28 protein-coding genes, 1 tRNA gene and 2 pseudogenes are annotated in these 25,841 nt (G+C 62.8%); 17 read left to right on the forward strand and 14 right to left on the reverse strand.

All coding sequences use genetic code 11. The features are described 5' to 3' along the window. Nucleotides 1-435: 435 nt before the first annotated feature. Nucleotides 436-1,044 carry a TetR/AcrR family transcriptional regulator gene (locus QMO82_RS28265; RefSeq protein WP_183605995.1) on the reverse strand — a complete coding sequence of 203 codons (609 nt, stop codon included), beginning with the start codon at nt 1,042-1,044 and terminating at the stop codon, nt 436-438. Between the two features lie 111 nt (nt 1,045-1,155). On the opposite strand from QMO82_RS28265, the gene QMO82_RS28270 reads away from it, so the two are divergent. The 4 genes from QMO82_RS28270 (at nt 1,156) to QMO82_RS28285 (ending at nt 6,813) form a co-directional block, all read left to right on the forward strand. Next, nucleotides 1,156-1,842, forward strand: coding sequence for a PspA/IM30 family protein (locus QMO82_RS28270; RefSeq protein WP_183605996.1), 687 nt, complete (start codon nt 1,156-1,158; stop codon nt 1,840-1,842). A gap of 49 nt (nt 1,843-1,891) precedes the next feature. After that, a complete protein-coding gene (locus QMO82_RS28275) occupies nt 1,892-2,173 on the forward strand; it encodes a YiaA/YiaB family inner membrane protein (protein WP_003546080.1) in 282 nt (93 codons plus the stop codon). Between the two features lie 92 nt (nt 2,174-2,265). Beyond that, nucleotides 2,266-5,661, forward strand: coding sequence for an acyl-[ACP]--phospholipid O-acyltransferase (locus QMO82_RS28280; protein ID WP_183605997.1), 3,396 nt, complete (start codon nt 2,266-2,268; stop codon nt 5,659-5,661). A gap of 87 nt (nt 5,662-5,748) precedes the next feature. Continuing rightward, complete coding sequence (locus QMO82_RS28285) at nt 5,749-6,813, forward strand: dipeptidase (protein WP_183605998.1); 1,065 nt, start codon at nt 5,749-5,751, stop codon at nt 6,811-6,813. On the opposite strand, the gene QMO82_RS28290 is transcribed toward QMO82_RS28285, so the two are convergent. Then, nucleotides 6,805-8,007, reverse strand: a complete 1,203-nt coding sequence (locus tag QMO82_RS28290) for a TCR/Tet family MFS transporter (protein ID WP_183605999.1) — start codon at nt 8,005-8,007, stop codon at nt 6,805-6,807. The genes QMO82_RS28285 and QMO82_RS28290 overlap by 9 nt on opposite strands. A gap of 637 nt (nt 8,008-8,644) precedes the next feature. Here QMO82_RS28290 and QMO82_RS28295 point away from each other — a divergent pair. Next, nucleotides 8,645-11,620: an NAD(P)-dependent oxidoreductase gene (locus QMO82_RS28295; protein ID WP_183606000.1), complete on the forward strand. Its 2,976-nt coding sequence runs from the start codon at nt 8,645-8,647 to the stop codon at nt 11,618-11,620. 80 nt (nt 11,621-11,700) lie between these two features. On the opposite strand, the gene QMO82_RS28300 is transcribed toward QMO82_RS28295, so the two are convergent. After that, nucleotides 11,701-12,108, reverse strand: a complete 408-nt coding sequence (locus QMO82_RS28300; protein ID WP_183606001.1) for a hypothetical protein — start codon at nt 12,106-12,108, stop codon at nt 11,701-11,703. Nucleotides 12,109-12,371: 263 nt separating this feature from the next. Between QMO82_RS28300 and QMO82_RS28305 the strand changes: the two genes are divergently transcribed. Continuing rightward, nucleotides 12,372-12,448, forward strand: a tRNA-Pro gene (locus tag QMO82_RS28305). Between the two features lies 1 nt (nt 12,449). Here the strand turns inward: QMO82_RS28305 and QMO82_RS28310 are convergent. Together QMO82_RS28310 and QMO82_RS28315 are read right to left on the reverse strand one after the other, a co-directional pair. Then, entirely contained in the window at nt 12,450-12,608 is a 159-nt protein-coding gene (locus QMO82_RS28310; RefSeq protein WP_183606002.1) for a hypothetical protein, read from the reverse strand. Nucleotides 12,609-12,834: 226 nt separating this feature from the next. After that, on the reverse strand, nt 12,835-13,458 hold the full coding sequence (locus tag QMO82_RS28315; protein WP_183606648.1) for an outer membrane protein: 624 nt from the start codon (nt 13,456-13,458) through the stop codon (nt 12,835-12,837). Between the two features lie 276 nt (nt 13,459-13,734). Between QMO82_RS28315 and QMO82_RS28320 the strand changes: the two genes are divergently transcribed. Beyond that, nucleotides 13,735-13,974 carry a DUF982 domain-containing protein gene (locus tag QMO82_RS28320; protein ID WP_097619294.1) on the forward strand — a complete coding sequence of 80 codons (240 nt, stop codon included), beginning with the start codon at nt 13,735-13,737 and terminating at the stop codon, nt 13,972-13,974. A 26-nt stretch (nt 13,975-14,000) separates the two neighbouring features. Here the strand turns inward: QMO82_RS28320 and QMO82_RS28325 are convergent, their stop codons facing one another. The 4 genes from QMO82_RS28325 to QMO82_RS28340 form a co-directional block, all read right to left on the reverse strand. Next, nucleotides 14,001-14,225: a hypothetical protein gene (locus tag QMO82_RS28325; RefSeq protein ID WP_183606003.1), complete on the reverse strand. Its 225-nt coding sequence runs from the start codon at nt 14,223-14,225 to the stop codon at nt 14,001-14,003. Next, nucleotides 14,222-14,455 (reverse strand): hypothetical protein, encoded by a 234-nt coding sequence (locus QMO82_RS28330; protein WP_183606004.1) that lies wholly within the window; start codon nt 14,453-14,455, stop codon nt 14,222-14,224. Before QMO82_RS28330 ends, QMO82_RS28325 begins: the two co-directional genes overlap by 4 nt. An 11-nt stretch (nt 14,456-14,466) precedes the next feature. Further along, the gene (locus tag QMO82_RS28335) at nt 14,467-14,730 is read right to left on the reverse strand and encodes a hypothetical protein (protein WP_183606005.1); all 264 of its coding nucleotides are present in this window, start codon (nt 14,728-14,730) and stop codon (nt 14,467-14,469) included. Between the two features lie 802 nt (nt 14,731-15,532). Beyond that, entirely contained in the window at nt 15,533-16,180 is a 648-nt protein-coding gene (locus QMO82_RS28340; RefSeq protein ID WP_097619290.1) for a S24 family peptidase, read from the reverse strand. Between the two features lie 77 nt (nt 16,181-16,257). On the opposite strand from QMO82_RS28340, the gene QMO82_RS28345 reads away from it, so the two are divergent. From QMO82_RS28345 to QMO82_RS28375, 7 genes and pseudogenes are all read left to right on the forward strand, one after another. Then, nucleotides 16,258-16,485, forward strand: a complete 228-nt coding sequence (locus QMO82_RS28345) for a hypothetical protein (RefSeq protein ID WP_246718185.1) — start codon at nt 16,258-16,260, stop codon at nt 16,483-16,485. 142 nt (nt 16,486-16,627) lie between these two features. Beyond that, nucleotides 16,628-16,898: pseudogene (locus QMO82_RS28350) on the forward strand (sigma-70 family RNA polymerase sigma factor). Nucleotides 16,899-16,963: 65 nt separating this feature from the next. After that, complete coding sequence (locus QMO82_RS28355; protein WP_183606007.1) at nt 16,964-17,329, forward strand: hypothetical protein; 366 nt, start codon at nt 16,964-16,966, stop codon at nt 17,327-17,329. After that, entirely contained in the window at nt 17,295-17,690 is a 396-nt protein-coding gene (locus QMO82_RS28360) for a hypothetical protein (RefSeq protein WP_183606008.1), read from the forward strand. The genes QMO82_RS28355 and QMO82_RS28360 overlap by 35 nt, the downstream gene beginning before the upstream one ends. Then, nucleotides 17,687-17,986 carry a GcrA family cell cycle regulator gene (locus QMO82_RS28365; RefSeq protein ID WP_183606009.1) on the forward strand — a complete coding sequence of 100 codons (300 nt, stop codon included), beginning with the start codon at nt 17,687-17,689 and terminating at the stop codon, nt 17,984-17,986. Before QMO82_RS28360 ends, QMO82_RS28365 begins: the two co-directional genes overlap by 4 nt. Beyond that, a complete protein-coding gene (locus QMO82_RS28370) occupies nt 17,983-18,180 on the forward strand; it encodes a response regulator transcription factor (protein WP_183606010.1) in 198 nt (65 codons plus the stop codon). The genes QMO82_RS28365 and QMO82_RS28370 overlap by 4 nt, the downstream gene beginning before the upstream one ends. Nucleotides 18,181-18,193: 13 nt before the next feature. Further along, on the forward strand, nt 18,194-18,787 hold the full coding sequence (locus tag QMO82_RS28375; RefSeq protein ID WP_183606011.1) for a hypothetical protein: 594 nt from the start codon (nt 18,194-18,196) through the stop codon (nt 18,785-18,787). Between the two features lie 209 nt (nt 18,788-18,996). On the opposite strand, the gene QMO82_RS28380 is transcribed toward QMO82_RS28375, so the two are convergent. Continuing rightward, nucleotides 18,997-19,230: a hypothetical protein gene (locus QMO82_RS28380; protein ID WP_183606012.1), complete on the reverse strand. Its 234-nt coding sequence runs from the start codon at nt 19,228-19,230 to the stop codon at nt 18,997-18,999. 352 nt (nt 19,231-19,582) lie between these two features. On the opposite strand from QMO82_RS28380, the gene QMO82_RS28385 reads away from it, so the two are divergent. Beyond that, nucleotides 19,583-20,245: a hypothetical protein gene (locus QMO82_RS28385; protein WP_183606013.1), complete on the forward strand. Its 663-nt coding sequence runs from the start codon at nt 19,583-19,585 to the stop codon at nt 20,243-20,245. A gap of 22 nt (nt 20,246-20,267) precedes the next feature. On the opposite strand, the pseudogene QMO82_RS28390 reads toward QMO82_RS28385, so the two are convergent. Next, nucleotides 20,268-20,388, reverse strand: a pseudogene (locus QMO82_RS28390) (kinase); the annotation flags it as partial. 63 nt (nt 20,389-20,451) lie between these two features. Next, nucleotides 20,452-21,435, reverse strand: a complete 984-nt coding sequence (locus tag QMO82_RS28395; protein WP_183606650.1) for a phosphotransferase enzyme family protein — start codon at nt 21,433-21,435, stop codon at nt 20,452-20,454. A gap of 543 nt (nt 21,436-21,978) precedes the next feature. On the opposite strand from QMO82_RS28395, the gene QMO82_RS28400 reads away from it, so the two are divergent. After that, entirely contained in the window at nt 21,979-22,782 is an 804-nt protein-coding gene (locus QMO82_RS28400; protein WP_183606014.1) for a glycosyltransferase family 25 protein, read from the forward strand. Nucleotides 22,783-22,832: 50 nt separating this feature from the next. Here the strand turns inward: QMO82_RS28400 and QMO82_RS28405 are convergent, their stop codons facing one another. Together QMO82_RS28405 and QMO82_RS28410 are read right to left on the reverse strand one after the other, a co-directional pair. Continuing rightward, complete coding sequence (locus tag QMO82_RS28405) at nt 22,833-24,233, reverse strand: HAMP domain-containing sensor histidine kinase (RefSeq protein WP_183606015.1); 1,401 nt, start codon at nt 24,231-24,233, stop codon at nt 22,833-22,835. A 58-nt stretch (nt 24,234-24,291) separates the two neighbouring features. Beyond that, on the reverse strand, nt 24,292-24,975 hold the full coding sequence (locus QMO82_RS28410) for a winged helix-turn-helix domain-containing protein (RefSeq protein ID WP_183606016.1): 684 nt from the start codon (nt 24,973-24,975) through the stop codon (nt 24,292-24,294). Nucleotides 24,976-25,184: 209 nt separating this feature from the next. On the opposite strand from QMO82_RS28410, the gene QMO82_RS28415 reads away from it, so the two are divergent. Then, the gene (locus QMO82_RS28415; RefSeq protein WP_183606017.1) at nt 25,185-25,700 is read left to right on the forward strand and encodes a hypothetical protein; all 516 of its coding nucleotides are present in this window, start codon (nt 25,185-25,187) and stop codon (nt 25,698-25,700) included. The last annotated feature ends 141 nt before the right edge of the window (nt 25,701-25,841 follow it).

Consider the following 25,841-nt stretch of genomic DNA (forward strand, 5'->3'; position numbering starts at 1 on the left):
CAGTCAATCAGCTTTCGTTGGGTTGCTCAATGCGGGAGTTGGGGTGTGGGTTCTAGCGCTCCGTTATCTCAGACTGTGAGCCACGGCTGTCTCGTTTGTGCGGATGCCTGCCCCTCACCCTAACCCTCTCCCCGTAAAAACGGGGCGAGGGGACGTGCCCTGCGAGAGGCTGGCGAGGAACGGAGAGCTTGCGGCATAGTCCCTTCGCCCCGTTTACGGGGGTCCGAAGGACGGGTCGAGACGTGTGGCTCGACCCTGGCAGTGGCGGCAGCCGGATGAGGGGCATTTGGGTCGCGATTTCAGGGGCTTGACGCGAGGATCTACGCCGCTGCCATCAGCAGCGGGCATGGATCCTCGGCTCGAGGCCGAGGATGACGGAGGGTGGGGTGGCGTCCCAACAAATCCTACCCCACTAAACCAACGAAATCACCCGCATCACCCCCTCCGCCGCTCCGCCCCCGCCGCAATCGTCTGCACCAGTTCATCCACCTCCCGTGCCAGTCGCTCCAGCGGCAAGCCGACGAAGCGGCCTTCGAGGCTGATGCTGACGACGCCGTGCACTGCGCCGAAGAGGGTGCGGGCGCGGATGGCGCGGTCTTCGGGGGGCATGTCGGGTTGCAGTTCGGCCAGCGGTTCTGCGATCACATCCATCAGGAAGAGGTGCTCGTTGAGATGCCATTGCGGCGTCGGGCTCGATTCCGGCGGGGAGTGTTCGAACAGCGCCTTCCAGAGGTTTCGGTGCTCGACGGCGAAGCTTAAGTAACCCTGCGCCAGGTTGCGCAGCCGGTCGGTCGGCGGCCGGTCCTTGGTTTTATCAAGGGTCAGCCTCGCCTCCAGCGCCTTCAGCGTCGCGGAGTTGACGTGGATGACGAGCTCGGCGAGGTCTGAAAAGACCGTGTAGAGGCCGCCGAGCGCGCAGCCGGCATCCTGGGTGATGTCGCGGGCTCTGAGATTTGTGAGCCCGTCTTTGGCGATACGCTCGCGCGCCGCCTCGATCAGCCGGGCCTTCAGGTCTTCGCGTTTTTCTTCTCGCCTACCGGCCATTAACCATTCCACTTCGATTTTTTGAACGTCGTTCAAAATTTATCTTGAACGACGTTCATGATTCTGGCATAAGTCATCTCGTGAACAACGTTCATAAACCGGAGGAAGGAAATGTTCAAACTGATTTCCATTTTGTTGCGGGGCAGGGCGCATGATGCCGAACAGGCTTTCGCCGACTGCCACGCCGTGCCGCTGCTTTCCCAGCAGATCCGCGATGCCGCCCAATCGATCCAGTCGGCCCGCCGCAGTGTCGCGGTCGCCATCGCCCAGAACGAACAGGAGAAGGGGCAGCACGCAACGATCGTTGCCCGCATCGCCGATCTCGAAGTTCGCGCTTCCGCAGCGCTGACGAAAGGCAATGAGGGCCTGGCCCGCGAGGCGGCCGAGGCGATCGCCTATCTGGAAGCCGAGCGCGATGCATCGGAAAAGGCGCAAGCCCAGTTCACCGGGGCGATCGACAAGCTGAAGGGCATCGTGCGCGCATCCGAAGCGCGGCTGCAGGAACTGCAGCGTGGCGAGCGGCTGGCGCGGGCCACGCAAGAGGCGCAGAAGCTCGATGTCGTAGTCGCCGGCCCAGGCTTTGCCACGCTCGACGATGCCGAGGAGACCCTGGCGCGCCTTCGCCTGCGCCAGAGCCAGAATGAGCTGACGGCGGCCGCCCTGAAGGACATGGAAGGCGCCGTCCGCCCGGCCGGCATCATCGAGAAGCTTGCCAATGCCGGCTTCGGCGCGCCGCTGCGCTCATCCGCCGATGATGTGCTGGCGCGGCTGAAGAGCCGCATCACGCCTGCCGCCTGAAATCGCATCCATCCAACCATTCATCCATCGAACCATAAGGATTAAGACAATGAACGACAGTTTCCAGAAACATTCCGCCAGCTGGGTCAGCTTCTCCTACATCTCCTTCGGCTCGGCCGCCTTCATGCTGGCGCTTGGCCTCTACATGATGCCGCTCGATCTCTGGGGCAAAGGCTATCTCGCCATGGGCATTCTGATGCTGGTGCAGACCACGGTGAATATCACCAAGACGCTGCGCGACAATGCCGAATCCGAGAAGCTGATCCGCAAGGTCGAGGATGCCCGCACCGAGAAACTGCTGGTCAAGTTCAATCGTAACGATGAAGATTGATCTTGGTTAACCACAGCGCAGAGTTGTTACCGCATTCAACTTTTGCGTAACAACTCTGTGGCCTTCTCTGCCAGTCGAACGAGGGACCCGCCGTGCAACACAATCTGATGACCTCCAGGAAATTCGCGCCGCTGTTCTGGACCCAGTTCCTGACGGCCTTCAACGACAATTTCCTCAAGAACACCCTGGTGTTCCTCATTCTCTTCAAGATGTCGGCGAGTGAAGGCGCCGCCCTGGTGACGCTTGCCGGCGTCATTCTCATCGTGCCCTTCCTGCTGCTCTCGGCGCTCGGCGGCGAACTCGCCGACAAGCACGACAAGGCGAAAATCGCCGAGCTCTTGAAACGCTGCGAGATCGCGGTCGCCGCCCTTGCCGTCGTCGGACTCGCGTTTTCGTCCATCTTCGTGCTGATGGCTGCGCTGTTCGGCTTCGGCGTCGTCTCGGCGCTGTTCGGGCCGATCAAATACGGCATCCTGCCCGATCATCTCGAACGCCGCGACCTGCCGAAGGCCAATGCCTGGATCGAGGGCGGCACCTTCATCGCCATCCTCGCCGGCACGATCATCGCCGCCTTCGCCTTTTCCGGCGGCGACAATGTGCTGATCTTCGGCACGATGATGATGGGACTTTCGGTGCTGTGCTGGCTGGCCAGCCGGATGATCCCGCCCACCGGCTCCAAGGCGCCGGATCTCGAAATCGACCGCAATGTCATCCGCTCCAGCTACACCCTCGTCAAGGAAATCCGCGCCGATAAGCGCCTGTGGCGTTCGGCGCTGATGAACTGCTGGTTCTGGCTGGTCGGCGCCTTCGTTCTCTCCATCCTGCCGACCATGGTGACCGAGCTGCTCGGCGGCTCCGAGCTCGTCGTGCCGGCCTATCTCACCGTCTTTGCCATCGCCGTTGCCGTCGGTTCGGCGATTGCCGCCTGGATGTCATCCGGCCGCATCGTGCTGCTGCCGGCCCCTGTCGGCACGGCGCTGCTTGGCCTCTTCAGCCTCGATCTCGCCTGGAACCTCTGGGGCTTGGCTTCCACAAGCCATGCGACGACGATCGGCACCTTCTTTGCCGGAGAGAATACCATCCGCGTCGCCATCGATCTCGCCGGCATGGCAATCTCGGGCGCCTTCATCGCCGTGCCGACCTTTGCCGCCCTGCAGACCTGGTCGCATGAGGATCGCCGTGCCCGCGTCATCGGCGCCGCCAATGTGCTGTCGGCGCTGTTCATCACCGTCGGCCTCGGCCTGGTTGCCGCCGTCCAGAAGCTCGGCGCTTCCATTCCTGAGATTCTGATCGGCCTCGGCGTCCTCAATTTTGCCGTCGCCTGGCTGATGCTGAAGACGCTGCCGACCAATCCCTTCCGCGATTTCATCTCGATCCTGTTCCGCGCCTTCATGCGGCTGGAGGTCGAGGGGCTGGAGAATATCAAGAAGGCCGGCCGCGCGCCGATCATTGCGCTCAACCATGTCAGTCTGCTCGATGGCGCCTTGGCGCTTGCCATCACCGAGGAAGAGCCCACCTTTGCCGTCGATTACAAGATCGCCCAGGCCTGGTGGGTGCGCCCCTTCCTGAAGATGTGCAAATTCCTGCCGCTCGACCCGACAAAGCCGATGGCGACGCGTTCGCTGATCAAGGTGGTGCAGGACGGCAACCCGATCGGCATCTTCCCCGAGGGCCGCCTGACGGTGACCGGCACGCTGATGAAGGTCTATGATGGCGCCGCCATGGTCGCCGACAAGACGGGCTCGATGGTCGTGCCGGTGAAGATCGACGGGCTGGAGAAGAGCTATCTCTCCTATCTCGATAACGGCAAGATCCGCCGCCGGCTGTTCCCCAAGGTCAAGGTCACCATTCTCGAGCCGGTGAAGCTCGAAGTGCCGCCGGAGCTGAAAGGCCGCAAGCGCCGCACGGCGGCAGGTGCCGCCCTCTATCAGGTGATGTCGAACCTGCTGTTCCAGACCGCCGATACCTCGTCCACCGTGCTCGACCGCGTCATTCAGGCAGGTGGCGAATTCGGCATGGGCAAGCTCGCCGTCGAAGATCCGGTCACCGGCCGGCTGACCTATGGCAAGCTGCTCACCGGCGCTGCCGTGCTCGGCGCCAAATTTCGCGCCCGCTTCCCGGAAACCAACCTCGGCGTCATGCTGCCGAATGCCAATGGCGCCGCCGCCACGCTGCTCGGCGTGATGAGCGCGGGCAAGGTGCCGGCGATGCTGAACTTCACCGCCGGTGCCGCCAATATCCTCTCCGCTTGCAAGGCCGCCGAAGTCAAACATGTGCTGACCTCGCGCGCCTTCGTCACCCAGGCCAAGCTCGGTGCCGTGATCGAGGAGATGGAAAAGCAGGTGACGATCGTCTGGCTCGATGATCTCCGGGCCGAAATCTCACTCAAGGACAAGATCTTGGGTTATGTGAGAAAGGCGCGGCCGCTGGTCAAGCGTAAGCCGGATGATCCGGCGGTGATCCTCTTCACCTCGGGCTCCGAGGGCACGCCGAAGGGCGTGGTTCTGACCCACCGCAACATCCTCTCGAATGCCGCCCAGGCGGCTGCCCGCATCGATTTCCACAGCGGCGACAAGGTGTTCAACATCCTGCCGGTGTTCCATTCCTTCGGGCTGACGGCCGGCACGGTGCTGCCGCTGATCTCCGGCGTGCCGGTCTATTTCTATCCGTCGCCGCTGCATTACCGCATCGTGCCGGAGCTGATCTATGTCTCCAACGCCACGATCATCTTCGGCACCGACACTTTCCTCAACGGCTATGCCAGGACGGCGCATCCCTACGACTTCCGCTCGATCCGCTACATCTTCTCCGGCGCCGAGCCGGTGAAGGCCTCGACCCGCCAGACCTATATGGAAAAATTCGGCCTGCGCATCCTCGAAGGTTACGGCGTCACCGAGACGGCGCCGGTCATTTCGATCAACACGCCGATGTACAACAAGTCGGGCACGGTCGGCAAAATCCTGCCGGGCATGGAATGGAAGCTCGAACCGGTGCCCGGCATCGATGAGGGCGGCCGGCTGCATGTGCGCGGCGCCAATGTCATGGCCGGTTACCTCCGCGCCGAAAAGCCCGGCGTGCTCGAGCCGCTGGTCGACGGCTGGCACGACACCGGCGACATCGTCACCATCGACGAGGACGGCTTCGTCAAGATCCGCGGCCGCGCCAAACGCTTCGCCAAGATCGGCGGCGAAATGATCTCGCTCGCCGCCGTCGAGACGCTCGCCGCCGAGCTCTGGCCGGGCGCGCTGTCGGTCGTCTCCTCGCTGCCCGACGCCAAGAAGGGCGAGCGGCTGGTGCTCCTGACCGACGCCCCCACCGCCACCCGCGCCGAATTCCTCGCCTTCGCCAAATCCAAGGGCGCAATGGACATGATGGTCCCGGCCGAGGTCAATATCGGCAAGGTGCCGGTGCTCGGCTCCGGCAAGGTGGATTTCGTCGCGGCGCGCAAGCTGGCGGAGGGTGCGGTGCAGGCCGGGGAGGCGGCGTAGGCGTGGCTTGGCGGGCGTCAGGCGCAACCGGGGAATTGTTGCCGGCGCGTTGCAAGACGCCGGTGATAGTTCCGAGAGGAAACCGACATGGCCGAAATCGATGTCTTCGACGGGCACAATGACGCGGTGCAATTCATTGCGGAATACACATCCTCCGGCCGGGACTTTCTCTCGCGGTCGGAAAGCGGGCATCTCGATCTGCCGAGGGCGCGCGAGGGCGGCCTGGCCGGCGGCTTGTTTGCGCTGCATGCAGGGCCGGAGCGCCAGCCGGAAAATGATCTGATCATCACCGGGAACGGCTACGAGGTTATCTATGCCGAGACCGTCGATCCGCTCCATGCCCGCCGGCAGATCGAGGCACAGCGCCTGGCGCTGGAAATCTTGATCCGCCGCTCCGATGGCCGGATGCGCATGGCGGTTGATGTCGAGGAGATCGCCGCCGCCAGAGCCGAAGGGGCCTTTGCCGTCGTGCTGCATATGGAAGGGGCCGAAGCGGTGGATGGCGAATTCGACTATCTCCATCGTCTGCATGCGGCGGGCCTGCGGTCGCTGGGGCCGGTCTGGAGCCGCCCGAATATATTCGGCTCCGGTGTTCCCTTCGCCTATCCCAGGTCGCCGGATACCGGTCCCGGACTGACCGAGATCGGCAAGGAGCTGGTCAGGACCTGCAATCGGCTGGGAATCATGATCGATCTCTCGCATCTGAACGAAAAGGGATTCTGGGATGTGGCGGCATTGAGCCACGCCCCGCTCGTCGTCACCCATGGCTGCGCCCATGCCATCTGCCCGTCGACCAGAAATCTCACCGACAGGCAGCTCGACGCCATCCGCGATAGCGACGGCGTCATCGGCTTCAACCTCTCGGTCAACGACGTCAGAGCCGATGGCCACCTGAAGGACGATACCCCGCTCGAGGCCGTCGCCCGCCATATCGACTATCTCGTCAACCGCGTCGGCGAAGACAGGGTCGCCCTCGGATCGGATTTCGACGGCGCGGTCATCCCTCGCGCGATCAAGGACGCCAGCGGCTTGCCGCTTCTGTTCGACGCGATGCGCAACCTCGGCTTCGACACACAGGGCCTGGCGAAATTCGCTTTCGACAACTGGCTGCGCGTGTTCGGGCTGACCTGGAAGAACAGCCCGTCATCGTGAACCAGTGCGGCGCTCCGGATCGGACGTCTTCAGCCTGAGATCGAGCACCAGCGGCACGGCGAGTGCGTAGACGGCAACGACCGAGAGCCAGATGGCGCCCGGCCATTGCTGGCGGACGAGGAAATAGATGCTGGAAAAGCCGAGCGGCGCGACGATGGAGGCGAGGCTGACGGCCGAGGCCAGCACGCCCTGGAACTGGCCCTGGCCTTTCTCATCGACCTGCCGGGTCGCCAGCGACTGCAGCGCCGGCACGCCGATGCCGCCGAGCGTGAAGACCGGCATGATCGCAAAGATCATCCAGCTCTGGCCGGCAAAGGCCATGACGGTCAGCGCGATGGAGACGCCGGCGACGCCGGTCAGGATCGCTCCGCGTTCGCCGAAGAGCTTGACGGCCGGGCCTGGAAGGAAGGCCTGGGCCAGCGTTTGGCAGATGCCGAAGGCGCCGAGCGACAGGCCGATCGACAGCCCGCTCCAGTGGAAGGCGTCGCTTCCCCAGAGCGCCCAGCAGGTGCCGTAGGCCTCGCCGGTGGCGCTGAAGATGAAGAAGAGGATGATGACGGGCAGCAGGCTTTTGACCTCCAGCACCGCGCGCAGCGGCTTCAGCGGATTGAGCGTCGACAGCGCGATCTTTTCGCGGCTGCCGGGGCGCGATTCCGGCAGGATGAAGAGGGCGAGCAGCAGGTTGGCACCATTCAGCGCCGCGGCTGCGATGAAAGGCAGCCGCAGCCAGTGGTCGCCGAGCACGCCGCCGAGAACCGGGCCGATGATGAAGCCGAGGCCGAACATGGCGTTGAAGAGGCCGAAGCGGCGGGCGCGCGTCTCCTCCGGCGAAATGTCGGTGATATAGGCGGTCGCGACCGAAATGTTGGCGCTGGTCAGCCCGGCGATCGCCCGGCCGACGAACAGCAGCAGCAGATTGGGTGCAAAGGCCAGCAACAGGTAGTTGACGGCAGCACCCGCAAGCGAGATCAGCAGCACCGGCCGCCGGCCGAGCCGGTCGGAGAGCGCCCCGAGCACCGGCGCGAAGATGAACTGCATCACCGCGTAAAGCGCGGTCAGCGTGCCGATAGTGGGCGCGACGTTTTCGGCATGGGTGATGTCCTGCAAGAGCTGCGGCAGGATCGGGAAGATGAGGCCGATGCCGACGGCATCGAGGACAATGGCGGTGAAGATGACGATAAGGGATCTGGTCATGGCGCGTTCCGGGTCGACGCGAGCGCGACAGCGCCGTTGACGCGCGCCGATGGCTCACGATGAGGCCTGAGCAGGGTCAGGCGTTTGGTTTCTGGGAGTGCTGGCCGAACCATGGCGGAAAGCGCATGGATGGCGTGTGCTCGACCACCTGGACGACCATTCGTCCACCTGTTTACTCCGCCACTGAGCGGATCAAGGAAGGCAGTCGCTTTTCGCGACGGGCAAGACATACGCCGGCCGGCGCTTTGCGGCAAGCCTGTTTTTGCGGGTGAGCGGCTAGGCAATGGGCCTCGGACCCAAAGGCTGCCCCTCACCCTAACCTTACCGGGGTCGAGCCACTCGTCTCGACCCGTCCTTCGGACCCCCGTAAGAACGGGGAGAGGGGACGTGCCCTGCGAGGGGCTGGTGGGGGACGGAGAGGGTGCGGCACATCCCCTTCGCCCCGTTTACGGGGAGAAGGTGCCGGCAGGCGGATGAGGGGCCGGCTTGGGCGCGTCTCGCCTGCTGCCAAACGCGCGAACATCACCGCAGCCATAGCAATGACGCGTTTCGCTTGTCGTTCGGCGCATATGAGCTTGTCGACGCGGGCCAGTCGCTTCACCATGACGGTAACTTCAGCTCCGGAGACAGGCAGGCAATGACCGATATCGCGCAGATGCAGGAACAGCGATTGACCGCCCTTCGGCAGACCGCCTCGGGTGCGCCGAAACTGCCGTCCAACCCGTTCTTCGGCGTCGGGCCGATCACCGATGCGACGACCGACGAGGTGGACAGCCGCCTCCGGCGCATCGCCTTCGACGCCTGGATCGAAAAGACCTATCGCAAGTTCGACGACCGGGGCAACGATATCGGCGGCTTCACCACGGCCGAGATTTCCCGCAGCATGCATCGCGGCTATCCGGCCGATAAGATCCTGACCGACATGATGCGGGCGATCCATCGTTATTTCGGCTTTCCCAAGGTGAACCGCATGGCGGTGGGGCTCGGCGGCGGCCACAGCGGTTTCACCGTCTGCATTCAGCACCTGATGAATGCCAACGACGCCGGCCAGCACGTCTATGTCGATACGCCGCGGCCGGAGAGCGATCCGTCCAAGGCCGCCGGCTTCTTCCGCCAGTCCTGGGCCACACAGCTGATCGAGATGCAGCGCTTTGCCGAAAAGGGTTGCGAGAGCCGCATTCATTTCGCCGCCTCCGAGGGCGTGATCCCGACGGCGGCCGAGCTTGCCGCCCTCGGCGTTTCGATCTTCGTCGGCGTCGGCCACGAGACGACCGGGGCCAATGCCTATACCAGCGGCGAGGTCCGCGAACTCCTGACCTGGCTCGACGGCGATCCGGTCAATCGCCATGCGGTGTTCGACGCCACCTCGATGCTCGGCGCCATGCCCTGGGAGCCTGAACTCGTCAGCGCCGTGATGGCGAAATGCTGCCTGTTCATGCCGTTCCAGAAGGCGATCGGCGGGGTTTCCGGCTATTTCGTCGCCTCCTTCACGCCGCATGCTTTGGCGCTGATCGAAAAGAACCAGCAGGATCCGGCCTGGGCGATCCCGCGCCAGCTGAAGATCGCCCCGCCGATCGATCCCAGGCAGCCGTTTTCGGCCAAGCGCTCCGTCGATGCCGGGCCGTTCTACGATCCGGCCGAAGACCGCATGCTCGGCGGCGTCATCAACACCTACAGCGCACTCGCCTTTGCCGAGACCACCTTCGGCCTGCTGCAGTCGGAGGCGAGGGTCGGCTCCGTCGTCGAGCTCAACCGCCGCTCCGCCGCCAATCGCGCCGTGATCGACGAATGGGTCAAGGCGCATCCGCTGCTGTCGCTTGTAGTCGCCGATGCCGAACGCCGCGGCGCGGCGGTGACGCTTCTGAAGGTCGAGGACGCTGATATCACCGATGCCGGCATCCACGCCCGCATCATTGCCCGCTCGAAGCAGCTGCTCGGTTATGAGGGCATCACCCATCCGAACGGCGAATACAAGCCCGGCCTCGATGCCGCCCGCTACGTCAATGCCTTCCCGGGCACACCCGGCGACTATCGCGCCTGGGTCGGCGGCATCCGCGAGCCCGAAGATGTCGTCGCGCTCTTGGAAAATCTGCGATATGCCTATCTCAGCGCCAAGATCGTCGTTCTCGAAGAGGAACTGGCCAAGCACGGCGTGACCTTCGAGGCGCCTGATAAGGCCGATGGCGCCGTGCGCAAGGACGATCCGAACCACGCCTATACGGTGCTGATCGCCGATCTGGTCGGCCTGCGCTTCGGCGCCGACGGCGAGCCTGATTACAGCGAGGTCAAGGCCTATATCGAGGAAAAGGGCGGCAGCTTCCATCTCGGCCCGCTCAGTGACCGCGCGAGGCTCGAAAAGGGCCGCATCCATTTCTTCTATCAGCCGAACCTCAGCACCGAGGCGGAGATCCTGCCGCAGACCGACAAGGGCCAGTACGACGCGCTGATCGCCGCGGCGACCTTCATCCCGAAGGCCTCGGTCTTCCCGCGCGGCGGCGTGCGCATCGGCGCCGGCACCGGCAATATGGGCTCGGCCTCCTGGGGCGGCGGCAACGGCGAGGGCGGCGACGCGGCCCTGATGAACACGCCCGGCATCAACAGCCGGGCGACCGCCCAGATGGTGCTGAAGGCGATCCTGAAGGTCGTTCCCGACCTGCCGGTCGATAGATTGCACCGGCTGGTCGCCGGCGGCGATTTCGACACCGGCCGTCAGCTCAAGGATTTCCCGACGGCCAAGCTCGACGGCCGGAAGCTTGCCGTTCTCGGCTACGGCAATATCGGCCGCGAAGTCGCCAAGCTCGCCAAGGCCTTCGGCATGACGGTGGCGATCTACGCCCGCGAGCATCACCGGCGCTGGATCGAGGCCGAGGGCTTCGGCTATGCCGCCAGCCCGGTCGAAGCGGCAAGCGGCGCCGACGTCCTCTCCGTCCATATCGGCCTCGGCCGCCTGGACGCATCGACCGGCCTCTATTCCAATGCCGGCACCGTCGACGCGAAAGTGCTCTCCGCCATGAAGGACGGCGCCGTGCTGGTCAATTACGACCGCGGCGAAGTCGTCGATCCCTATGCGCTCGACGCAGCGCTGTCCTCCGGCAAGATCGCCCACGCGGCAATCGACGCCGATCTGTTCAAGGATGCCGCGACCGGCACGCTCAGCGGACCGATGCTGCCCTACCTGCCGCTCGAACAGCGCCACAAGGGCAGACTGGAGCTGCTGCCGCACGCCGCCGCCGACACCGACCACCCCTCGCGGGTGACCGGCGCCAAGCAGGCGGTCGACCAGATCTTCGACGTCATCCGCTTCAAATCCGTCGTCAATCTCAAGGGCGACCTGTCGGAGGGCTATATCTCGGCCGGCAGCCGCACGCCGGCCGGCATCGGCAAGGTGACGAAGCAGGTCGTCACGGCGGCCGCCGGCAAGACAGAGCTTCTGGAAGAATTGCGCCAGGCCTCGGAAAAGATCGCCGCCATATCAGGCGCGCTTTCCGCCGTGTCCGACCCGGCTCATCGCGGCCGGATCGTCGAACGCTACACCGGCCTTCTGGTCGAAAACGCCGACAGGCAGCGCGCGCTTCTCGATCAGCTCGGCCTCTACGGGCCGGCGGAGGGCTGAGCTGCACCGGCAGTGACCCGGTAAAACAAAACAGGCGGCACATCGGCCGCCTGTCTTCGCTTCCTTGGGCAAACCGCCCGTTACTTCTGTTCCGGCGCCAGGAATTCGGCGCAATAGGATGGGCCGCTGACGCCGGGGATGTCGGCGACGGTGCGGATGTCGCGGATCGTGTAATCGGAGCTGGTGGTGATTTCGGCCTGGCAGCGCAGATAGGCGGTGCGGGCCGACGCGATCTGCTTGCCGCGCTTGCCGTCGGCGCCTTCGGCATATTTTGCTGGGATCCGCACGGTCTTGTAGCCGCCGCGCCAGGTATAGACGGTGGTGGCGCCTTCCTCGCGGTCGCTGATCGGCGGTCCGTAGGCAGCAAAGAAGATGCCGGCCGATTTGCCGACCCAGCGGGCCTCGATCGGATTGCCGGCGGAAGGTATGGTCGTGCATCCGGCAAGCCCAATGGCAAGCCCGGCCGCGGTCATGGTGCGGAATTTCATCGTGTCGTCCCTGATCTCTAGCGCATTGGCTGCGACGCCGCTTTTACGGGCGGTTTCGCCTGTCCCGTCGAGCCCTTTAGCGCGGAACCCGGCAAAAGAAAATTGCCCCTGTGGTACTTCCCGACGATTTGCTCCGGGTGTGTCTTTTTGCAGCAGCAGCGCACCGCCGGCCCTGTCATCCACCCGTCAAAAATTCCGCCGGATTTTTGGAATTTGGTGCTTGTGCAACCAGATAGGCTGTTCTATAGAAGCGCCGCTGGTCACGGAGTGTAGCGCAGTCTGGTAGCGCACCACGTTCGGGACGTGGGGGTCGAGTGTTCGAATCACTCCACTCCGACCAGCTAGAAACCCCGCTTCGGCGGGGTTTTTCGTGTTCGGGCGCTGTTGGCTCGAAAAGCACGGCAATGCTTGCGGCAATGAATGGTTACGTCTTCCTCCCGGCGCGGCCGGTTGTGGATCCACACCGGCATTTGGCTGATGACCCGGGCGATGCCGGCCATAGGCTTTTCCAACTCTCAAGTGTCATGGCCAGGGGCCGGATGCTTCCCACCCGTCGGTTGCGGCTGGCATCAGCGAGGTGGCCGAGGCGACGTCAGCGGCGTATGTGAGTGAGGAGGTGCCCCTTGTGAGAGGGGAAGCCAAAGGCCGGGCCGATTCGTATCGAGGGAAACGCAAAAGCCCCGCCAACGTGGCGAGGCTTCAGTGCTGCTTCTTGGCAGACAGTTCTTAGAACTTTACGCCGACGCCGAACTTGAGTTCGTGCTGATCCAGGTCAACATCCACACCAAGGATGTCCTTCTCGCCGAAGTCGTTGTACCGGTACTCGCCGCGGGCGAAGATGTTGTTGGTGACGGCAAAGTCGACGCCAGCCCCGACGGTGTAACCGTTGAAGGTCTCCGTTTCCTTGTCGAACCCCGGCACGTCGACGTAACCGCGCGTGGCGGTCCAGCCAGCTGCGCCATAGATCAGCGCCTTGTCGAAGGCGTAGCCGACCCGACCGCGAACGGCGCCGGCCCAATCCGTCCCAATTTCGGCCCCCAGCGTGTCCTTCTCATTCCAGTTGTGTTCCAGATTGCCTTCGATACCGACGACAATGCTATCGAACTGGAAGTTATAACCAGCAAATCCGCCGAAGACGCCGCCGTTGAAATCCTCAGAAGCGCTGCCGCCGCCGAAGTCGAAATCACCGTTAAGCCATCCGGCGCCGCCATCAATACCGAAATACGGGCCCGACCAGGTGAACACAGGCGCAGCCGCAACGGGAGCGGCCGGTACGTCCTGAACGACATCGGCTGCCAAAGCAGTGGTTGCGACAAGTGCTAGGAAAGTGGTGGCAATAGTCAACTTCATCTCTGTACCCCATGCGTTACAATGCAACCAAGGGATACAGGGCAACTCAACAAAAAGCTGTAGCAAAAAGAGCACACGCGCGCAATTGTACAGTATTATAAAGGTTGTGCCGGAGGACGTCAGGCCTTCCGCCTGACAAAAAATGATAACCGGGACGCGATTGAACAATTCGTCGGGCGTTGCATGCGCCATGTTCGATTCGCCGCGCTTCAGAATCAACCGGAACGAGTCGCCAAGTGATTCGTTGAGTCGCGTGGCCAGCGTGGGGGCTGTATCATGAGCAAGCGACGAAGGTTCAAGCCGGTGAAGATCACCATCAATGGCAAGGTGAGGACGGTCTATAATGTCGTTCAGGCCGGCAACACTTTGCTGAACGATTGGCCGGAGCAGACGCCGGCGGCCGAGGCGGCCGAACGGCTTGTGCTTGATGTTTTCAACGATGCCGCCGAGCCCGAGCAGGTGCGCCGCGCATTCATCACCGCGGCGAAGGCCAGCGACATCAAGTACAGCTCCTGAGCTGAAGGATCCGGCAAAGCCCTGGCTCACTTCCACGACACCCGCTCCTGGTAGCTGAGATCCTGGTTCTTGAACTGCGTCTCCATCCAGGCGGCCGTAACGATCGCGACGAGGAAGCCGAAGGTAAGGCAGGCGATCGCCTGGGTCCGCCACGAGACGAAGGTGACCGGCGCCGGGGTGAGGGGCTTTTCCAGGCATTCGCCGGGCGGGCAGGCGCAGTCGGCAAAGGCTTTGATCAGGCAATCGCTCATGCTGCACAGCCCTTCACCGTGTCGATGGCGGCAAGGATCTTCTGGTGAAGCGGGCAGCCGCGATCGTTGCTGCCGTCGAAAAAACGTTCGGCCTCCACCAGCGCGGTCAGGAGATCGGGTGTCCCGGCGGTGAGGCGGGCCTTGGCATGGGTCTCTTCGCTTGTCCCGGCCCATCGGGCGGCAGGACGGCTCTCGGTCGAGGGTTCGGATGTGGGATTGGCCGCAGGCATCTCAGCTCCCCTCAGGCGTAAAGCTGATCGGTATCGGTGATGCCCATGATCTCGCGGGCATAGCGGTAATGCGCCTCGACGCTGGCGGCAGCGCCGCGCAGCCAGGACGGGCCGCGGATCGAATGTTCGGGACGGCGGAGAAAGGCAAAGCCGAGGGCGCCCATGCGCTGGGCCTCGTTGGCCATATAGGCGCGGCAGTCATGGGCCGTGCGCGCCGCATTCCAGCGGGCATCCCGCTTGCTCTCCTCGGTTTCGATATTGCGGATGTGCTGCATCGCCCCGTCCTCCCGCGCCTCTGATCTCTTGCGAAGAAAGGTATATATAATACCCCATCACGTCAATCCTAAAAGGTATTAAAAATACCCTCATGATTGACGAGGTACGAATCGTAGGTGTATCTCTGGATCCAGTGATTGGGCGACCGGGTGCAACTCCCGAGCTGACGAAGCCCAGCGGCGCGGGAAGCGAAAGTCCTTAAGTGCGCTGTCAGAAAATCAGGACGAGGGCGAAGCGAATGGCCCCTCTGGCACGTGTCCCATCCCGGCTCCGGCCTTCAGGACCTGGCCAATGCTCTCCCGGCTTCATGGGCTTTGCTCATGGGGTAGGGGGAAGCTTTGGCCGGAACCCTCCCTCACCAGCCTTCAGGAACCTTCTCCTCCTAAGCCTAAGAGAGAGGATAGAGAACTGAAGTTGGAGTAGATGATGAAAGCAAAAAAGGAGGCCGGCCAAGCGCGCGAACTCGAAATCACCGGCAAGTGATCGAAGCGGCCTGGGATCGCCGAATTCTACGATCCGAGGGCGCTGCCGAAGGACGGTGACGAGGGTGTGCGAACGGCAGCCGGACCTTCCGCAATTTGTGGTTTCAGAGGGTGGGCCGCCCGATATGCGTCATGATTCCGGCGGGGCCCGGCGAGCTTCAGAGCGAAATCCTATAGGCCGTACATCTGCCGCGCGGCGCTGAAGGCGAGAAGCAGCACCGCTGTCGTGACGATATAGAACCAGATTTTGCCGGCACGCGCGGAAGGGCGGATCATATTGGTTTCATTGATCATTGCTTCCGAGATTTGAGCTCCATCCCTACATCTCGATGATCGATCGGCGGACGCGGCCGACGATGGTGACGGCGCCCTGGAATTCCGGCGGCGGCACGTCCTCGTAGGAGGCGGGCTGGAAGGGCGGATTGTCGTTCGGGCGGTAGCGCTTGTAGGTGGCGGCGCCCGTCTCGTCGGCGACGACATAGAGCGCGTTCGGCGCCAGGCGCTTGTCGCGCAGATTGACGAAAATGATCGAGCCGGGCGGCGAGATCTTGTTCATCGAGTTGCCTTCGACCTCGAGCGCGATCCATTCGCCATCGGGAAGATCGAGGGCGGCGACGGTCGGGAATTCCGAAAAGTCGGTGATCGGCGCCTGCTCGCTCAACTGGCCGGCGCTGACCCAGGAGATCTTCGGCACGTCCGCGACGGAAACCGGCAGCTCATCCGGATCGAGCGCGTTGCCGGTGCCGAACTGCAGCCAGTTGAGATTGACCTTGAACGCGCGGGCATACTTCTTCGCATCGGCAATGCCGAAGCCGTTGCGGCCGGATTCGTGCGCCTTGTAGACATTGGCGTTCCAGCCGAGCCGATCGACGATCGCCTTCGGCCCGGCAAAGCCGGCATTCTTCCTGGCCATGACAAGCCGCTTTGCGCGTTCTTCGCGCTCAAATTGTTCCTGATCTTTCAACATGATATAAATTATACCCTAAAAAAAGGTATATGTAATGCCCTATTACGCTTGACATAACGGGTATTAATTGTACCCTAATGAGCATGACACACAGCGACATCATCCATGACGGGCCCAGACTTCCCCGCTACAGCGGTTGCCCCCGCTACACCGGGTGCGCGATGTGCGGCAAGGCGCTGTCGATCGCCGAGGTGATCGAGCGCCACTGCGAAAATTGCGGCCGGCCGACGAGCCCGAAAGAGATGCGGGAGATCCTGCCCGGCGCTCTTTTGATCACCCATCCCGACGGCGTCACTCCTCCCTGACGGCGATCGGCGGCCGGCGTCGTCGCCCTCCCTCGGCGACGCCGGCCTCTCAATCCCCGGCGGCAGCCCATGCAGACGAGCGGAGCTTTTTCTCCCGCAACAACGGCGAGCCGTTCTCGCAATCGAAAACAAGGATGAAACGATGAGCATCCAAGCCAAGGCCGCGCCAGACGCAGCACCGAGATGCCGGCATGAACGCGCTTGAGCTCTTCCGCACCGGCCGGGACTATATCGAAATCGCAGCCATCCTCGGGATGTCGGTGCCTTCGGTCGAAATCGAGATCCACCGGCTGCGCAGCGCCGAGAAGGGCGACACCGCCCAGCAGGATCACGCCGGCGCGGAAACCCGCCGGTTTGCCCGCCGGCCCCTCAAGCCGGGCACGCCGGTCAATTTTGCCGGCGGCCGGATTTGAGGGGGGGCGGCGGGTTTGAGGTCGGCCATCTCGGCCGGGAAAGGCAAACAATGGCGAGGGAAACAATGGCGAAGGCAACAATCGACAAGGACATCATGGAGATCCTCAGCCCGGTGCTGGGGCAGGAGCTGGCGGCAGCGATCATCGAATATCGCAAGCGCACGCTGAAGCGGCCGCTGACGGCTTACGCGGCCCGGATCCAGGCCAGGGAATATCTGCTGACCGGCGACCCGGTCGGCGCCGCTGAGATGCAGATCTTCCGCGGCTGGCAGGCGATCAAAAGCGACTGGTACCTCAAGGAGAAGGCGAGGGAAGCCCAGTCGATTAACAGCAGCACGAGAAGGACGACAGTCGATGCCGCAAGAGATTTCCTCTCCGGTGAAGATCATAGCGGGGATGCTTTCGGGTTTCCCGGCATCAACAGGCACTGATCCCGACATGCAGATCCGCGCCTATCTCGTCGCCATCGACGGCATTCCGCTGGAGGCTGTCTGGCAGGCCGCCAAACTCTTCATCTCCGGAAAGGTGAAAAACCATAACCGCGCCTTCGCCCCGAGCTGCGCCAGTTTCGCCGAGCAATGCCGCCGTCAGCAGGCGGCGATCGAAGCGCAAAGCCGCCCCCGCCGCGAGCGGCAAGCGGAGACGCCGCAGCCGAAAGTCGCCGCCTACAAGATGCAGCTGCTGCGCGACGCGGCGAACGGCAGCCGCAACGCCAGGCGGGAACTGGCGAAGATGTTTCCCGACAACCCGATCATTGCAGGAGCCGCACGGCCCGAGGAGGCATTGAGGTGAGAGGCCTATTCTGGACGGAAGACAAGATCGTCAGGGCGCAGACGCTCTGGCAGGAGGGGCTCTCGGCAAGAGAGATCGCCAACCTGTTCGGATCGAAGAAGAACACCGTCATCAACATGGCGCGCCGCAACCGCGACAGGTTTCCGGCACGGCAGGACATCAGGCCTCCGCTGGCCGAGACCCGCCCGGCGCCGGCGCCGATTCGCCATCCCGACCGGGTCACGCGGGTGACGCTGTCGGGTGCGCATGTGACGATGCCGCGCGTGCCCTCTATCGATGGGTATCCAGAGCCATGAGCCCAGTGACCCCACGCGAAACCGAAATCATCGGCTGGATGGCGGCGGGCAAGACCGCCGCCGAGATCGGCACCATTCTCGGCATCTCCCACATCACGGTGAACACGCACATCGCCAACGCCAAGGCGAGGCTCGGCGTCTTCAAGGATACGGCGCTGGTCGCCGCCGCACTTCGTAACGGCATCATTCGATAGAAGGACAATCAGCATGGGTGGCAAAGCAGCCAAGGCAAAGACGGGGCGGGCAAACAAGGGCGCCGGCCGGCCGCGCAAGGCAAATGTCGAGCGGTTTCCCTGCGGCAAGATCAAGCCCTTCGAAACCGAGAAGGACAATATCAGCGTCGCGATATCAGCCCGCCGCCGCATCCACGGTTTCGGCCGGACGGTTGATGACGAGACGGTCAAAAGCCCGTTCGCCGGCTATACGCTCGGCCGCATGTTCCTCGACGGCCTGATCACCGCCGAGCAGCGCCAGGCCGGCGACGACTATGCCGAGGCAATCGCCCGCTACCACAAGACCACCGGCATCCCGGCCCCGAGCCCGCGGGCGCAATCGCTTTTCGCCGTCAAAGGCCACGAAGGCGAGGTGACCGACACCATCGCCGACCGCGCCCGCAAGGCCAGCAACCGCATGATGGCGCTGCAGGGCATCCTGCTGCGCTGCCAGGACGGCCCGCAGGTCAGAAGCACCGTCTATAACGTCACGGTGATGGATTACGAACATCTGCGCCAGATGCCGCCGCAGCAATTGTTGTGGCTGCGGCGGGGATTGACGGCGCTGCGAGGGGCGAGGGCCGGTTGACGACGGAGCGACGGACGCGAAATTCGCCTACATCCCATCCGCCATCGCTGTCCTTGCCGCAGAGTTCACCCCACCCTCCGTCGTCCTCGGGCTTGACCCGAGGATCCACGCTGGCCTCCGTCAGCAGCGGCCTGGAGACACGGGCGGGAGCGGGGCGAGGGGGGAATGCGACATCTGTGATTACAGCCGTCTGCCTTCACGGCAAGGCTTCACGAGGCTGAGAATTTCACCACGACACCGCGCTGCCGAAAGTAGGCCTCCATCCGCTTCCTGCCAGAACGGTTATTCTGCACGAGCCTGGCCGGGTCGAATACGGCCTCTTTCAAACCCGCCCGCGTCAACGCTGCCTTGAGGGCGGCGACATGCACGTCGATGTCGGCGTTGTCCGCCTGGAGCGACTCATAAATGCGGTTTGTTGCATCTGCTACGGTCGGTTCGCTCATTATTACACTCCTGTTGTCGTCTGGCTGGCCTGACCGTATTGGGGTGAAACCTGTTCAGGTCAATGGGTAACAATGGATTGGAACATTTCCTCCGCTTTCGAAGATGAACCACCAGAAGCAGCCCTGCCGCCGGGTTTGCGTGGAAACATCACGGCCATCCGGAAGCTTCTCGACGACGGGTCATGCGGCAGAGGCGGCATACGGACTAAACCTTGAATCTACTCCGTCGAGATCTCATCTTCAGGAGAGCATTCCTAATCGCTTTCAAGCGAGGCACACTGCAACAGCCGGTACTGATTCCGTCCTGCGTGCGACCGATGCAAATCGCTTCTCGAACTCTACGAGGTAGGTGTTGACGCAGTTCTTCGAAACAACTCAGGGCATCATGCTAGTCGGAGCGATGATTGGGGCTGGCTGTTTCGCCGCCGGCACGATCATACCGAGCGCACTGCGGTGGACGAGTGCTGAACGCGCGCGGAACCCAAAAGCCAAAGCGCGCAGCGCGGCGATGCTGACAGCTCTGGCATTGGACGATTTTGTCGGCGCCGCATACGCTGCCGTTCACGATACGCCTGAGTTCAACCCAGCCAACGAAGGCGAATTCGTCTTCCACACGGCGGATCCGGTTCTTGTCCTTCCACGGGCTGAAGATTTGAGCCTCTTGGGCGACGAGCTCTTCCATGAGGCTTTATGGTTATCGAACCGGGTGACGAACCTTGGGAACGCGTTGGATAACCTTGATCTCTCCAGCCCAGGCTTCGACAGTTTTTTCGAGCGTCGCCAGGAGGGCTATGCGGTGATCGCGGCGAAGGCGATGGACCTCATCGAGCGACTGCTTGCCGATTTTGATCTCAGTCTTCCGGAAAAACCTGACTACTACAGGCAGCGCGATGGATTTGCCTCGGTCGTACAAGCTGCTGGCGAACGCAGCAATGACAGCAAGAAGACCGCAGCGAGGGTTCAGACCCCTGGCTCCAATGTCACTCATCTCTTTCCGAAGACAGGTGAAGAGTAAACGGTGTTCCCAGGCCACGTCTTCGAAGCCTGAGGGCACGCAGGGCGATCTGCCATTGCAGGCTCTCCACCCTCCCTCGGCACGGACCGGTTTCGGCTTGGCTTCCCCGAACCGGGAAGACCGCAAGTGAGGTAGAGCGTGGGGGCGGCTTTGCGATTTACCCTGTGTGCTTCTTCCTCCGGCTGCGGTCAGGCCGATAACTGAATTCAAAACAAACGATCGACAAATCGCGCGGTCTCCCAGGTCTTGAGGAAATGCGCTTCCCGCGCGATCCAGCCGACGGTCTCGCTTCCCCATTCCTGGGCCCGGCTTGCATACTCGCCCATCAGCCAGATGTGGCGGACGATCACAAAGCGATGGGCGGCTTCGAAGTCGTCTGGGGTTATCGGCCGGACGGCTCGATAACCGTCGACGAAGGCGTCCCACATGGCGGTCGAACTTCGGCCGAAGGAGACTTGCGCCCACAGGAAGACCGACAGGTCGTAGGCAAGGTACCCCGGACCGCCGTCGTCAAAATCGAAAAATACGGCTTCGCCGGCGTCGTTGATGCGCGCATTGAAGCCGTGGCAATCGCCATGGCAATAGGTCCTGGTCAGATCGCCGAAGGCTTCGATCGCCTTTGCGGTTCGTGCCGCGATGGTTTCGAGATCGCTGCGGACCTCCGCGTCCTCCACAATGCCGCTATCGCGTATTCGGGCGAGGGGCCGATGCAGCAGGTGTTCGAGGTCAAGCCGATAACGCGCGCCGTCCGGCGAGAATGTCTCGGCCGCATTGTGCAGCAGAGCAAGAGTCTTGCCGTTGGCCCGGGCATCGCCGGCATCCGTCGTAGACGGCTGGCGGCCGTCGAGCGCCCGGAAGAGCACGCCCTCGCGCCCGCCTTCCGGCGCATTTCCCTGAACGAACAGGCTGCCATCACGTGTCGGGACGGGGGCTGCGACCGGAACGCCCGATTGCGAAAGATGCATCAGGAACGCCGTTTCGGTTTTCACGTCGGCTGGACCGCGTGCGCGGCGGTGGGAAAGCCGGAAGACATAACGCTCGCTGTGGCTGCCAACGACGAGATACACATCATTCAGGCCACGTTGAAGCAATCGGCAGGAAAGCGGTCCTGCAAGCGGATAGTGATGATTGATGAACTGTTCGACAGCCTCAACCTGAGGCGTTGAATAGAGCGGATCAAAGTCGAGCATAGGGCTGTCCGTAGGGGCTTTGCGAGAGGGCTGTTTCCGGGGTTGCGGGGCCGTGTTTTTGCAACCATATCGGCGCCGTGCTGACCAGGCCAGCTTTTCAGCGGCGCGGAGATCGAATTTCCTCATCGAGAGTCTGCATTCGTCTTGGCGCGCGGTTCGCCGATCATGCCCGAATGGGTCGCTGTCCTTGCTCCAGACGTCACCCCACGCTCCGTCCTCCCAGGGCTTGACCGAGGATCCACTCTCGCCGCCGTCGGCCTGCCAAGGATCATCCGGCGCGGCACGCAGTGGGTCGCTGTCGTCATCGAAGGCTCGCTGGTTGTCGGTTTCGATCGCGGGAAGGGAGGCGTCCACGGCGTGCCGCACGACGCTGGTAGCGCGGGATTCTCACGCGCACTTTGCCGGGATCATACCAATCCGTAAGAAATGCAGCCTCGGCCGTTCGACCGCTGCACTTTACCAAAATGTATAGTCCGGGCGAGGTCCCCGTGAGATTTCGAGCGCAGGCTTGGCGCCGTCATTGTCAAGTCGAGGCCAGCTCTCATGAATATGCGCGCCACACCTGCCGCCCTTATGCCGGCGATCCATCCGGTCAGCCTGCGGGTTAACACTTACCTGATCAATCTCGACCGGGCGCCGTTGCGGCGGTTTCGCATGGAGCGGCTGCTGGCGGACTTCGGCCTTGCCTTCGAACGCGTGGCGGCGGTCGATGGCGCGGTCATCAGCCTGCCGCATCCGGGTTTTGACGAAGCAGCCTATCTCAGCCGGCACGGCCGCCGGCCGAACCCTTTCGAGATCGGCTGCTATCTCAGCCACGTCGAATGCGCCAAACGGTTCCTTGCCGGCAATGCCGAGTTCGCGCTCATTCTGGAAGACGATCTCGATTTCGATGACGATCTGGCCGAGCTGCTCGATGCCGCCCTTGAGCACCAAGAGCGCTGGGACATCCTGCGCCTGTCCACAGTCAGTTCCGGGAAAAAGCACAGGGTGGAGGCGCTGACGGCGTCGCGCTCGCTGGCCATCGCGCTCACCCGCGAGAAGGGGTCCGGCGCCTATCTCATCAACCGCCGGGCGGCGGAGTGGATCGCCGGTGCGCTTCTGCCGATGCGCCTGCCTTATGATCTCGCCTTCGATCTGGAGTTCGATGAGGGGCTGAAGGCCTGCTTCGTCGATCCGGCGCCGGTCAGCCAAAGGGCGGATCCCTGCTCGCAGATCCAGGCCGGGCTGTCGGCATACCGGCTCGGCCGCCGCCGGCCGTGGAGTGTCCTGCCCTATCGCACGGCGGCTGAGGTGCGCCGGTTTGCTCGCCGCTTCCGCCGTCTCGCCGCCTGGAGGGTGAGCGGTTAGGGCCGCTCCCCCGGGGTGAGCGGCTAGGACCGCTCCTCTGGGGTGAGCGGTTAAGACCGTTCACCCGGGATGAGCGGAAAGGCGATCGAGATGGTGAGGCCGGGATGATTGTCGGCCATGGTGATCTCAGCCGCATGCAGGTCGGCGATCGCCTTGACGAGGCTGAGCCCAAGCCCGCTTCCCGGCGTCGTGCGGCTCTTGTCGAGCCGGTAGAGACGCCGGAAGACCCTGTCCCTTTCTCCGGCGGGAATGCCGGGGCCGGTATCGGCGACCGAGACGATGGCCCGGCCGTTCCGGCAGCGGAGCGAAACCGTGATGCCAGTTCCGGCCGGGCAGTGGTTGATCGCGTTTTCCACCAGGTTGGCGATCATCTGCGTCAGCAGATCACGGTCGCCCCGAATGAGCGCCGGACAGCGCTCCGCGATCGTCAACGACATCAACGCGTCTTCCGCGACATCGACATAGACCTCGGAAATCACCGCAAGCACGGCGTCGAGATCGGTCGCCTGGAAACGCTCCTTGCGGGCGCCGGCCTCGATCTGGGAAATGCGCAGCAGCGCCTCGAAGGTGGCGTTGATCCGGTCGCTCTCGTGTCTCGCTTCGTCGAGAAGGGCCGACACATCGGCCTGCCGGTCATTTCCGGCCACCGCGGCATCGAGCGTCAGCCGCAGCCGGTTGAGAGGTGTTTTCAGATCGTGGGCGATATCGGCGCTCACCTGCCGCATGCTGTCGACCAATGTCTGCAGCCGCTCCAGCGCTGCGTTGATCTGGATCGCCACCATATCGAGATCGTCGCCGTTGCCGCTGATCGGAATGCGGGCGTCGAGCGCGCCTTGGGCGACGTCGTTCATGGTCAGCGCCACCCTGTCCAGCCGCGCCTGGGCGCGAACGGCGAGAAAGGCGCCGCCGCCGATCGCGGTCGCGACGACGATCGCCGCCGCCCATTCGAGGCTCACCTGCACGATCCTCAGCATCTCGTCGACATCGTTGAAGTTTTCGGCGACCACCAGGCTGTAGGGGCCGATCGTCGACACCTGCATCCGGTAGCGTTCATGGCCCTTCAGCCCGACATCGCCTGAGGTGACGGTATGGACGCCGTTCGGGATGCGCGGTGCCGCGAAATTGCCGGCGAGTTTCCTGCCGGCCTGGTCGGTCAGCGAATAAAGCCCGTCGGAGGTGGATTGAAAGCTCGCATAATTGTTCAGCGTGTTGATGAGATCCCCGGTGTCGCCGGGTTCGTAGGTCGAGACGATCAGCGAATTCATCTCGGTGAGCGACTGTTCGAGATCGCGGCCGAGGCCGAGGCGCAGCATGTGATAGATGATTGCGCCGCTCAAAATGAAGGTGACGACGAAGAGCACGCCGAAGGTGACGGCAAGCCGGAACGGCGTGCTCCTGCGCAGGCTGGAGCATGATGCCGAAAAGTGTGCGCGGTTTTCGGGCGACATCATGCTCTTACTCTTTAAATTGCGAACAGGATTTGAGATTTTCAGGCCGACGGGCCTGAAATCATCCTGTTCGAGGCGCATGCAGGCTGTATCCGGTGTTGCGGACCGTGTGCAGAAGCTGGGCCTGGAACGGCTTGTCGACTTTGGCCCTGAGGCGGCTGATATGGGTCTCGACGACGCTGGTCTTCGGATCGAAGTGGAAATCCCAGACCCGCTCCAGCAGCATCGTCTTGGTGATGACCCGGCCTTCGCCGCGCATCAGCACCTCGAGCAGGGTGAATTCGCGCGGCTGCAGCTCGATCGCCTGCCCGGCGCGGCGGGCCTCCCGCCGGATCAGATCGAGCTCGAGATCGGCAACCTTCAGCACCGTCTTCTGCTCCTGCACCGGCGGCCGGCGGCCAAGCGCATTGACCCGCGCCATCAACTCGGAAAAGGCAAAGGGCTTGACGAGATAATCATCGCCGCCCGCCTCCAGCCCCTCGACCCGATCGTCGACGCCGCCGATCGATGTCAGGAACAGCGCCGGCGTGCCGACCTTGGCAGCCCTCAGTGAACGCACGATCGCCAACCCATCGAGGCCCGGCAGCATGCGATCGACGACGACGACGTCATAGGCCTCGCGCTGCGCCTGAAACAACCCGTCGCGACCGTCGCCAACCACGTCACAGACATGCCCGGCCTCGGAAAAACCCTTGGCGATATAATCGGACGTCTTGGTATCGTCCTCGATAAGCAGGATTCGCATCAGCCCGATCGTTCCCGGCATGCCTGGTGGGCAAGATCTAGCCGAGAGGACGGCTTGGCTACAACTTACGGATTCGTAAGGTGATGGGCGGGGAGTTGGAGCCTGAGCCATTCCGATGCTTGACAGTGTGATCAGCATACAGTTAGCGCTTTTGGCCACGCACTATCACCATATGGTCGTTTCGCTTTTTCACATTTGAGGGGCCACGCATGGATGTGCAAGCCGAAGTCGACCTTCCAGCTCAGAGACAAAAGCGGGCTTGGGCACCGGCGGTGTTGCTTTGTATTCTGGCATCGCCAGTCTTCCTCGTTCTGAAAACACTCGCTTTTATGCTTGGCCTGAAGCTGTTCCTGTTTTTATTCGGGGCATTCCTCGTCGTCGCTGTCGTGGGGTTTCTTCTTGGCCCGGTGTCGGTGGTTTGGAGTGGGTATATAGCGGTGACCGAGGTCATTTTTGGGCTTTCGGAAGACCACAAATACTTCTTGTGCTGTTCGTCGAAAGACCGATTTGAAGCAGAAGTTGTTTCATGGGTGCCAGTTTTGATGTTTCCGGCAGGAATAACGAGCTGCCTACTTCTAGCTCGGTCTATGTTTTGGAAATCCCTCACGCTCCGACAGATGATATTGGTTGTCGCGGTCTCGACTGTTATCGCGCAAGGTCTGTTGTGGTACTACGAATGGCAAGAGGTGATTGTGAACTGTTCGGCCGTTCAGTGTAATTTCTGAAATGATTTGCGAATTGATTGAGGTAGACCAACTCATGGGCGAGGAGACCATGAGAGGTAACCGCTGTTCTGCTCCCACGATGTCCTCGTCGCCCTAGTTTGCGATCGGTTTTCCATGGACGAGCACGGGGAGTTTATGCGC

The sequence above is a fragment of the Rhizobium sp. BT04 genome, assembly GCF_030053135.1.
Classification (GTDB): Bacteria; Pseudomonadota; Alphaproteobacteria; order Rhizobiales; family Rhizobiaceae; genus Rhizobium; species Rhizobium binxianense.